Annotated in this window: 9 protein-coding genes; 4 read left to right on the forward strand and 5 right to left on the reverse strand. The window is 55.6% G+C overall.

The window, feature by feature from the left end:
- Positions 1–3: 3 nt before the first annotated feature.
- On the reverse strand, positions 4–1,200 hold the full coding sequence (locus tag K0I63_RS16690; protein WP_220081768.1) for a hypothetical protein: 1,197 nt from the start codon (positions 1,198–1,200) through the stop codon (positions 4–6).
- Positions 1,184–1,624 carry a type 2 periplasmic-binding domain-containing protein gene (locus tag K0I63_RS16695; protein WP_220081769.1) on the reverse strand — a complete coding sequence of 147 codons (441 nt, stop codon included), beginning with the start codon at positions 1,622–1,624 and terminating at the stop codon, positions 1,184–1,186. The genes K0I63_RS16690 and K0I63_RS16695 overlap by 17 nt, the downstream gene beginning before the upstream one ends.
- A 182-nt stretch (positions 1,625–1,806) precedes the next feature.
- Between K0I63_RS16695 and K0I63_RS16700 the strand changes: the two genes are divergently transcribed.
- The 4 genes from K0I63_RS16700 (at position 1,807) to K0I63_RS16715 (ending at position 7,114) form a co-directional block, all read left to right on the forward strand.
- Positions 1,807–2,835 carry a methyltransferase gene (locus tag K0I63_RS16700; protein ID WP_220081770.1) on the forward strand — a complete coding sequence of 343 codons (1,029 nt, stop codon included), beginning with the start codon at positions 1,807–1,809 and terminating at the stop codon, positions 2,833–2,835.
- 185 nt (positions 2,836–3,020) lie between these two features.
- Positions 3,021–4,691 (forward strand): flagellar assembly protein A, encoded by a 1,671-nt coding sequence (locus K0I63_RS16705; protein WP_011867027.1) that lies wholly within the window; start codon positions 3,021–3,023, stop codon positions 4,689–4,691.
- Positions 4,692–4,806: 115 nt separating this feature from the next.
- Complete coding sequence (locus K0I63_RS16710) at positions 4,807–5,907, forward strand: site-2 protease family protein (protein ID WP_220081771.1); 1,101 nt, start codon at positions 4,807–4,809, stop codon at positions 5,905–5,907.
- 436 nt (positions 5,908–6,343) lie between these two features.
- On the forward strand, positions 6,344–7,114 hold the full coding sequence (locus K0I63_RS16715) for a Crp/Fnr family transcriptional regulator (protein ID WP_220081772.1): 771 nt from the start codon (positions 6,344–6,346) through the stop codon (positions 7,112–7,114).
- Between the two features lie 116 nt (positions 7,115–7,230).
- On the opposite strand, the gene K0I63_RS16720 is transcribed toward K0I63_RS16715, so the two are convergent.
- The 3 genes from K0I63_RS16720 to K0I63_RS16730 form a co-directional block, all read right to left on the reverse strand.
- On the reverse strand, positions 7,231–8,070 hold the full coding sequence (locus K0I63_RS16720) for a LamG domain-containing protein (protein ID WP_220081773.1): 840 nt from the start codon (positions 8,068–8,070) through the stop codon (positions 7,231–7,233).
- Complete coding sequence (locus K0I63_RS16725; RefSeq protein WP_220081774.1) at positions 8,067–9,485, reverse strand: sensor histidine kinase; 1,419 nt, start codon at positions 9,483–9,485, stop codon at positions 8,067–8,069. The genes K0I63_RS16720 and K0I63_RS16725 overlap by 4 nt, the downstream gene beginning before the upstream one ends.
- Before the next feature lie 235 nt (positions 9,486–9,720).
- Positions 9,721–10,146 (reverse strand): hypothetical protein, encoded by a 426-nt coding sequence (locus K0I63_RS16730; RefSeq protein WP_220081775.1) that lies wholly within the window; start codon positions 10,144–10,146, stop codon positions 9,721–9,723.
- Between the last annotated feature and the right edge of the window lie 11 nt (positions 10,147–10,157).

The following is a 10,157-nucleotide window of genomic DNA, read 5'->3' on the forward strand; positions in this document are numbered from 1 at the left end:
GGATCACCACTGGAACTTGTAGGATATTTCGATGGCAAACAGCGACCAGTCCTTGTCCTGCACCGCCGGATTCGGCAGCAGGATAGGGGTCACCCAAGCGGCACCGCGTACCTTGTGGTATTCCGCCGCCACCATCCAATCTTTCGCCGGCAGCCAGCGGCTCCCAATGGTCCAGTCGTGGGCGTAGCCAAAGTAGCCGGGCAGCCCTCGTCCGGCCAGCTTGTCGCCATCTGCATCCTTCTCATCCTGTACCTGATGATCGTAACGCACGAACACCTCGACATCCCCCGGCAGATAGCCGCGCACATCCAGATAGTAGCCGTAGCCCCTCACCTCATAGATGCCCAGCTCTGGCGGCACAAACACCCCGCCCACATAGCGATCCCAATGCAGGTATTCGCCGGTAAATTCGAGGAAGTTAATCCGGTACTGGGCCGACACTATCCAGTGTTTGGATCGCAGGCTGCCATCGGCAAAAGGCCCCCCCAGATGGGACTGATAACGACTCTTGGCGTCGAAATAGGTGAGCCCTAGCCTCAGGCTGTCGTCCTGATACTCGAGATCCGCCCCCCAATAGCCATCGGCATCGAAGCGGCCGAACTCCTTTGAGCCCACCACGTTACGGGTCAAGTCGTCAGAGGTTTGTGCATCCCCCAGGGTGAGGTGCCATTCCAGTGAGCCGTCCAGCACTGGGTGGCCACCAAACAGCTCGCCGCCTGTGATATGCAGCAGGGCATCGCGAAGATAGTCGCTATAGACAGACTGGGGCAGCAAGATCCCCGGACGAGTAAAGGAGACATCCCGGGTACTGGTGTAGAAGCCGGCCTCACTCTTAAACAGCCCCCCCCTGGCCCCCACATAACCCTGATCTAAGATGAATTTATACTCGGCAAACAGATAGTCGGCGGAGAGCCCTGACTCATCCAAGTTCCCCCACTGGCGATAACGGGCGGCGCCCGCAACACGGAAGTGCTCATCCGGCATCCAGGAGAGGTGCAGCGCCGCCTCGGTGACATCGAAAGTATCTCCCGACTCGCCGACGATAAATTCGCTGCCATCGGCTGAAATATAGCCCTGACCGATAAAGCCATTGACCTGCCATTGGTTGCTCTGAGCCTGTGCGGTAAGCGGTAGGCAGAGGGCCAGTGGCAAACCTAAGATGCCTGCCAATAGGATTAAGCGACTAGTGCTCGGCTTCATCTTGTCCTCCTTGACGCTCGATACCTGCCTCGACGGCGAGCTCGCCGCCACCGCCAGACACATAGCCTATCGCCCCGGGCGTGCTGGCCACCTTCTCGCGCATCTGCGCCTCGGAGTCTAGGGTGACCGGCCGCTCGCCGACGCCGGAAAACACCAGGCGGTCCCAGCGATGACGCAGCACGTAGGGCATCATTTCCAGCTGCTGATAGCAAAATTCTTCATGTATGGGGGAGTTGCTGGGGAGGACGAAGACCTGGATCTTCTGACCGTCGGACCAATAGAGCTTCTGCATGGCGAAGATCAGCTTGAGATCTTTCGGGGTGATGTCGGCGATCTCCACAGAGGAGTTGACGATCACCTGAGCGGCGAAAACGTTAGCGCAACAAAGGCCCAGTAGGCACATCCATGTCGACAATCGCCGCATCCTCGCTCCTCTATCTCCTATAGACCTCAGTTATGCGCCAAATCTCACATAACAAAGGATATTTATCCTCTAATGAGATATAGCTTAGGCAAGAATCGGCAAACTGGCATAATAAATGTTACTGATAATATAGTGGCTTGGGCTATAATTGCCGCAAATTCCCCTTTGGCCTGTGGTTGCGCGTGTTATCTAATCCTTCTCAAGTCGTCCTAAGAAATATCGAACTGTTTGAATCAAAGAATGTTTTACTCATCAATCATGAGTGCGATCTTCTGGCGACGGCCCTGTTGGAAGATGCCGCAAAAGTCACGACTCTGGCCCTAGATTTCAACCATTTTCAACGCATCAAAAGCCATGAAAATGCCCGTCTGCAGTGCCATTTCGGCCATCAGCTGCCATCGAGGCAAACATTCGATGCCGTAGTGCTCTTCTACCCCAAATCTAAGAGCCTGGCACCCTACCTGATCAACCTGGCCGGACGCCATCTGATCCCGGGTGGAGAGCTGGTGATCGTCGGTGAGAAGAAGGGCGGCATCCGCTCTATCACCAAACAGCTGCCTGACTACTTCGATGGCGGCATCAAACTAGACAACGCCCGTCACTGCATGCTCTACAGCAGCAGTCTGCAGAGCGAGGCGCCAGAGATCAAACTCAGCGACTGGGTCAAAGACTATGTGCTGAGCACGCCGCAGGGCGAGCTGACCATCTGCAACCTGGTGGGCGTCTTTAGCGAGAAGCGACTCGACGAGGGCACAGAGCTGCTGCTTGAGCACCTGCCCACACTTAAGGGGCGCGTGCTCGACTTTGGCTGCGGCGCCGGGGTGATCACCGCCGCCCTGCTCAAGGCCAACCCAGATCTCGACCTCGAGTGCGTCGACATCAACGCCATGGCGCTGGCCTCCTGCGAGCTGACCCTTGCGGCTAACGGCATGCAGGCCAAGGTCTATGCCTCGGACGGCCTGACACAGACCCAGGGCATGTTCGACGCCATCATCTCCAACCCACCGTTTCACGATGGCCTGGATAGCACCACAGAGATAGCGACCCGCTTCGTGCAGGAGAGCGAGGCCCAGCTTAAGTCTGGCGGGATTTTTCAGATCGTGGCCAACCGCCACCTGCCCTACAGTGACACCATAGCCAAATTCTTCAAAACCGTGAATGTGGCTGCCGAGAACAACAAATACAAGATCTACGCCAACCGCCAGGCGTAACTCGCTAAAAAAACACTGTTTAATCTGTTGTTTAACGCCGGGTTCACCCGGCTTTTTTCGCACGAGATCTCATTTCAATCATGCGCTTCATCTGCATCATAAAATAGGGCTTCATAGGTCAAACTTTATGCTGTTATACTCGGGAGAATACTAACTAAAATAATAATTAACCTGCGGAAATCTCTATGCTGGATCCTGGACTGATAGAACTGAGTAGTGACGGAAACTTAGCCGAATTAAAAGTCATTCCCAATACCCATGGCCCACTGACGGTGGATGCCATTCTCGAACTGCTCACCCTCCCCGAATTTTGCCAGCTTTTCCCCCGTAAGAATGTTATCGAAAAGGCCGTCGCCCAGGTCAACAAGGTCATAGGTCAGGACGATGGTCAGTATGAGCTGTTCTTCGAGATCGCCGAGCGCCGCGACGCCGAAATAGCCATCACCCTCAGCGACGACAAGATGAGCGCCGAGATGACGCTCACCGCCCCATGGGGTGGTAAATCATTGACGTTGCAAGATATATTAAGGGCCCTCAAGGCAGAGCAGATCAGCATGGGGCTGAGCAAGGTCAAAATAGAGGCTCTGCTGGCCAAGCTGCCGACCCTGGCCCCAGGCGAGAGTTGCAGCGAGGTGTTCGCCCACGGCAAGCCCGCCATCAATGGCACCAACGCCATCGTCGAGCGTAAAGTGCCGCTGGCGAGGGAGCGTCTGCTGCAACCCCAAGAGCGCGCCGACGGCACGGTGGACATGCGCAACCTGGGCGAGATCATCATGGTCAAACCCAACGACAAGTTGATGGTTAAGATCCCCGCCACCGAAGGCACTAAGGGCTACAACGTTCAGGGTGAGCCGCTACTGCCGATCGCCGGCAAAGATCTTAAACTCACCGCGGGCACGGGCGCCGAGCTGCTAGAGTCCGACCCTAATGTGCTGGTCGCCACGGTTGCCGGCCAGCCGGTAGAGACTAAGACAGGCATGCAGGTCGATGACGTGCTGCAGATTAAGGATGTGGATATCGGCTACGGCAACGTCGACTTCAAGGGCAGTGTATTGGTTACGGGCGACGTGCATGAAGGTATGGTGGTCAAGTCCACCGGCGATATAACCGTGATGGGCTTCGTCGACTCGGCCCAGCTGATCGCCGATGGTGATATCACAGTCAGCAAGGGAGTGATCGGCCGCCAGCTCAAGGAAGATCAACTCTCCACCAAGCTGTCTGCCAAGGGGCAGATCTCCGCCCAGTTCGTACAATACTCTGAGCTGCAGGCCGAGGGCGACATCCTGGTCACCAAGCAGCTGCTACACAGCCACACCCAGACGGCGGGAAAACTGATCGTCAGCGACGCCAATGGCCGCCGCGGCGACCTGGTGGGCGGCGTGGCCCAGGCCGATAAGGGGGTTAAGGCGGTGATCATAGGCGCCACGGCCGGTACCCGCACCGAGGTGTTCTGCGCCATGAAGTGCGGCGAGCTGAAAGAGGAGCTCAAGCAGCTGGATCATGGGATCAAACACATGGTGGTGGCCAAGCTCAATATCGAGGCCAGCCTCAACAAGCTGCCCCCCAAGGCCGAATGGCAGGACGACGCCCTGATGGTGGAGCAGGTCAAGGGGATGCTGGAAGAGAAGCGCCGCATCACCGAGGAGTGGTCCCGGGAGGAGCAGGAGTTCAACGCCATCAAGCAGGAAGTGGAAAACTATTATCAGGAGTACCGCATCGAGGCCTGCAAGCATATCTTCGCCAACGTCGAGCTGCATATCGGCCCGGCCTTCAACCGCACCCAGCGCGAACACGGCCCCTGCATAGTGGTCAACGAAGGCCAAGAGATCAGCTTCGACTACAGCAATCGTAAGTGATCTCAATTGATTAGACGACTAACGAGGCCCGGCAAAATTGTCGGGCCTCTTTTCTTTGCCATGGCTTTACAGGCATAATCCCCGCCAGATAGCGGTAACGGATAACGGAAAACACGTGGAACTACTGAGAATAGACTGTTTAGGCAAAGAGTTGCGCCTCGAAGGCTCGCTGGCCGGCTGGCAACAACTCTTCTGGGACAATCAGCTGGTGTCGGTCAAGGAGGCCAGTGCCGAGAACCAAGGGCTGAGAAACCACGAGTTTGAGTTAAGCCGCCACGACCCGCAGCAAGAGACGGTGCAGAAGATCCCCCTCACTCTGGAGGTAGATCTCATCTGGCAACCCTTCACGCTCAACTATCGCCTGCTGAGCGAAGACGCCGTGCTAAGCGAAGGCAGCCGCAACGCCAAGGATATCGAGCGTCAGACACCGGTCACCCAGGTAAAGGCACCACAGAAGCTGAGCCTGGTGGGCCTGGCCTCATTAGGCTTTAAGCTGCTCAAGAGCGCCAAGGTGATCAAGGTGGTGCTGGCCGGTGCCAGCGTGGCCGCCTACTCCTGGCTCTTCTCCTTCCAATTTGCCCTGGCGCTGATCGCTTGTCTCATGTTCCACGAGTATGGCCATATTCGCGCCATGAAATATTTCGGCATGAAGACCAAGGGGATCTACCTTATCCCCTTCATGGGAGGTCTTGCGCTCAGCGATGAGAAGATCAACACCCGCTGGCAGGATGTGGTGATCTCCATCATGGGGCCCACCTTCGGCCTCTTGATGTCGATAGCGGCCCTGGTCGCCTACTGGATCACAGACAACCCGCTGTTTGCCGGGCTTGCCGCCTTCAACGCCCTGCTAAACTTGTTCAACCTGCTGCCCATATTGCCGCTGGATGGCGGTCATATTCTCAAGAGCATCAGCTTCTCCATGAACAGCCTGATGGGGCTGGTCGCCTGTGTGGCCGGCGCCGCCATCGGCGTCTTCATCAGCTATAGCCTGGGGCTGGCGTTGCTGGGCTTCCTGCTGCTGATCGGCAGCCTGGAAATCGTCTTCGAGTGGAAGAGCCGTCACCAGAGCCATCTGCTCCCGCTGGACAGATACGGACAGATCTTCTCTACCATCTGGTATCTGCTGACCGTCGGCGCCCTGGTCGCCATCATCTGGTACTTGGCCGGTAGCGGCGATGACATGCTTGGGCTGCCGCTCAAGATACTGCAGAGCTAAGTCATCTAAGAAACTCCCCCTCTATCGCCTCGCCCTCTCTGAGGGCGGGGCTCCTCGAAGCAGCCCTCCTAAAAAAGCAGCCTTCCTAAAAACAGTCTTCCTCAAAAGGCCGGCCCTTCTCTCTCTACAGCCCTATCCAGACAAGGTGAACAAAAGGTAAATTTTTTCACATTTTTTCGCCAACTCATCGCCAAGCCAACTGTAAAAAATATTTATTCAAATAAAACAGATAAATAAACAAACAAAAACTAGCCGTTATTTGGCCGTTTTTAGTCAAAAAAACAGCAAATATAGGTATTTCCCGATCCCCATCTAGGGACATTTGCGGATATTTTTAAAAGTTACAATAACGTTACAATCGATACATCATCAGAGGATGACCAAGAGCAAATAGATAAAATTTTATTTAAAAACAGATAGTTTTTTGAGGTACAACATGATTAAGTCCATATCGACAGGTAGAACACAGCAGGGTAATTTCAGCCCGGTTGAAAAACAGATGTTCGGCGCTGCGTTACTGGCCGAACCCGACACCTCAAGCCCATTCTCCGATACACTCTCCATTGCCGAAAGTGGATGTTCAAGCAGTTTGCTGCAGCAACTCACCAGCGTCACTAAGCGTTTTCGCCACCTCAAGGCGGAGCAATATCTGCTGCGCCAACAGGACCAGTTTGACTCGCTGTTTGTGGTCAAGAAGGGCGCCCTCAAGAGCTATCGCCTGACCCCGGAAGGCGAGGAGATAGTGACTGGCTTCTATATGGAGGGCGACGTCATAGGCGCCGGCGGCCTGGGTAACCACAAACACTTCTACTCTGTGGTGGCGCTGGAACCTTCGAGCCTGTATGAGATCCCCTTCGCCAAGTTGCTGCAACAATCCGCCATGGAGCCGATAGTGCAGCAGCTGATGCTCAAGTTACTCAGCCAGGAGATGCAGGCGGATCAGAGCCTGAGACTGATCCAGCTCAAGCAGGTCAAGGCGGCGATCGCCTCGCTGATCCTCAACATCGCCAACCGCCTAACGGCGACCCAGATCACCCTGCCCATGAGCCGGGTGGATATCGCCAACCTGTTGGGGGTTGCCTCGGAGACCGTCTGCCGCGAGTTTACCCGCCTGCAGAAGCAGGGGCTGCTGTCGGTCAACCGTAAGCATATCGTGATCAACGATCTTCCCCAGCTGCAGCTGGCGGCGGGCGGAGATTGCTACTAGCAATCATTCATCAAAAACGAAGGCACCCATCTGGGTGCCATTTGGTGCTTCATTTAAGTTAATTTAAATTACCTTTCGGGGCTAATTTCGGCACTAATCTAAAGTGCCTTTCGCGGCTAATTTAAAACGCCTTTAGGCACTAGGCCATAGATAGCTCTAACATCCTTGGCGGAGAAGATCCGCTCAGACATCACAAACTCATCGATGATCCCCGGGAAACGCGCCTGACCAAAGTTGGGATAGCCGCTGGGGATCCCGCCGATAAAGAAGTCATTCATGATAGAGCCTACCTTGCGATCCAAGGTATCGCTGGCATCCAGCTCACCGTCGATATAGAGGTTGGCCTGATGACCGTCGTGCACCAGGGCGATGTGATACCAGCGATCGTTGCTGAGCACAGTGCGGGAGCGCACCGCCACCTCGGGGGAGAAGCCGGAGGCGTCATAGATCAGCAGCTCAAGATGCCCCTGATTGATCCTTAACTTGTTGCTCTGCACATCGCCATACCAGCCACCGAGCAGAGGGTAGATATCCTGCTCGTTGATCGCTAAAGGTTTAATCCACATCCCCATGCTGATGCCGCCAAAATCAAAGGTGATCTCCCGCCCCCTGGCCCGTTTCATCTCATCGCTCTTGCAACAGATGTCGAACGCCACATAGGCCTGCTCATTGGCAGAGAAGTCTATCCCCTGCCCCTTGATGCCAGGTACCCGCTTGCCACCCACCAGAGTGCCTGTCCACACGGATCTGAAGGTATCGATAACTTCTTGATTCTGCTCTTCGAAAGACATCAAGGAAGAGTGGCCATAGATGTTGACCTCCACCACCTTGAGCAAAGGATCCCCCTTACCGGCCCCGGAATCCAGCGGCTCATGCTGCCACAGGGTGATGCCGATGAAGCCGATAAGGATCAGAGACAGGGCGCCGGCGAGTTTGATCAGAGGCGCATGCTTCATGATACCGGCCCCTGTTCGCTCTGCGGCTTGTTTTCCGATTGTGATTCAGACTCAGCGACCAACTTCTCCCCCTGGGGCAGCAGCATGGTGAAGTCGCAGCCGCCAAACTCGTTGATACTAAAGAGCAGTTCGCCGTTGTGGGCATCGATGATGGTCTTACAGATGGCCAGGCCCATGCCCATCCCCTCCTGCTTAGTGGTAAAGAAGGGGGTAAAGATCTCCTTGGCCGCCTCGGCGTCTATGCCGCAGCCTCTATCGCGAATGCGTATGCTTACCTTATCGCCGCACACCTCGACCCAGATCTCGATAATGCTCTCGGGCGGGCTGGCCTCCATGGCGTTGCGCAGCAGATTAAACAGCACCTGCTGTAGCTGCACCAGATCGCCGATAACCGTGAGCCGCTCGTCGGCAAGCCCTTGCACTAGGCTGACTTTATATTGCGACTCAAGTGTCTCCAGCAGATGGCTGGTGCTGGTCAGCAGCGCCTTGACCCCAATCTCGCTGTGGCTGCTGGCCTGCTTGCTGATGAACTGACGTATGGTGCGGATCACCTCGCCGGCCCGCAGCGCCTGTTCGGTGATCTTCTCCAGCGCCTTAATCAGCGCCTCAGGCACACGCTCATCGCCCTTGTTACTGCGCAGCGCGGCCTGGGCATAGGTGGCGATAGCTGTCAGCGGCTGGTTGATCTCGTGGGCGATGCTGCTGGCGATCTCCTCCATGCTGGTGACCCTATCCATATGGGCCAGCTGCTCACGGCTGCTGCGGCTGTCAAATTCCGCCTCTTCCCTAAGCCTTAGCTCCTGCGCCAGCCTGGTCTGCATCTCGTTGAGCGCCGTCACCACAGTATCTAACTCATCCACCTCGCCTAGGCGCGCGGGCATTCTGTCCAGGGTCAGGGCCGGCGCATGGCCATTAAGGGTTAAGGTATGGGCGTACTGGCTGATCTTATTCAGATGGCGGGTCACCAGGTACTGGAACAGCAGCAAAATAAAGGCGGCGATCAGAAAGGTCTTCACCGCGGTGGCGATCAGAATAAACCAGATCTTCTGTTTGAGTCGCTCATAGAGAGGATCTAACCCTGCCACCAGATGCAGTGTGCCCAGCGGCTCCTTGGCGTTCGCACTTTTCGTGGGATAGAGCAGGAACTTGGTATCTATCACCCTATCGGACATCACCTCACCGGTGCGCTGTAACACGCGATCCCGCGCTATGATGCTGATGCGCTCGATGTCCGGCAACTTGACCAAGCCGTCGATCAACAGCTGTAGCTGAGCGGGATTATTCTGCTCCAGGTAGTGGGCGATACCGTCGAGGTGGGAATTTTGCACCTGCTCGATCTGCTGCTCAATCTGGACCACCTCGTCTTGGTATTCCACATAGAGCTGCAGCGCCGACGACAGGATAGTGATCAGCACACTGAATAAAATAATGTATAAGATTAACCGCTTAGCGGTTCTACCGGTAAATGCGCCCAAATTGAATTTGCTTATCATAATCTGTGATCACTTCCCATAGTGTCATATTGGGGCACACTTCTCCAGCATCGCCGCCAGCGCCCATTGGCCATAGGCACAGGGCCTCGCTCTTGCCACAAGGCGTAATCAAACTGCCCTAACTATCTCTTATCAGGCATCCTCTTTTTTCATGAGCTTATTCTTGTCGCGGTTTATCGCACTCGGGCGTAGATTCACCCGGTTTTAGCTTTTCACTCTTTGCCTGGGATCTACTCTGGTTTGTCTGCTCAGTGGGTTCCGCCTGACAGGGAACGCTTTCTTGTCCTGGCTGGGCTTGTGCTTCTTTTCCGCTCTTGCTCTTATCGGCCTGCTCGTCAAGCTGCTGCTCGAACGGCAGCCTGTGGTTAGGCACGGTGCGATCCCCTTTTGGCTTGTCGGCGGGCTTGTTGTCATTACTAGCGGGCACCATGTCACTGACCGCTTGCGAGCTGCTCTGGGCCGCACTCTGCTGCACCTTAGGCTTGTTCTTGGCCTTCTCGGCATCACTGTTGGGTTCGCAGGCCATCGCGCCTCCTAGCAGGGGGAGTGTCAGTAAGATGATTGCCAGATTGTGATTACTCATTGTCTGTTACC

The sequence above is a fragment of the Shewanella rhizosphaerae genome (assembly GCF_019457655.1).
In the GTDB taxonomy this organism is placed as follows: domain Bacteria; phylum Pseudomonadota; class Gammaproteobacteria; order Enterobacterales; family Shewanellaceae; genus Shewanella; species Shewanella loihica.

What these genes read in the sequence shown, in the direction of transcription:
- K0I63_RS16690 (WP_220081768.1), bottom strand. Translation starts at nt 1,200, where the DNA reads ATGAAGCCGAGCACTAGTCGCTTAATCCTATTGGCAGGCATCTTAGGT.
- K0I63_RS16695 (WP_220081769.1), bottom strand. Translation starts at nt 1,624, where the DNA reads ATGCGGCGATTGTCGACATGGATGTGCCTACTGGGCCTTTGTTGCGCT.
- K0I63_RS16705 (WP_011867027.1), top strand. Translation starts at nt 3,021, where the DNA reads ATGCTGGATCCTGGACTGATAGAACTGAGTAGTGACGGAAACTTAGCC.
- K0I63_RS16715 (WP_220081772.1), top strand. Translation starts at nt 6,344, where the DNA reads ATGATTAAGTCCATATCGACAGGTAGAACACAGCAGGGTAATTTCAGC.
- K0I63_RS16720 (WP_220081773.1), bottom strand. Translation starts at nt 8,070, where the DNA reads ATGAAGCATGCGCCTCTGATCAAACTCGCCGGCGCCCTGTCTCTGATC.
- K0I63_RS16730 (WP_220081775.1), bottom strand. Translation starts at nt 10,146, where the DNA reads ATGAGTAATCACAATCTGGCAATCATCTTACTGACACTCCCCCTGCTA.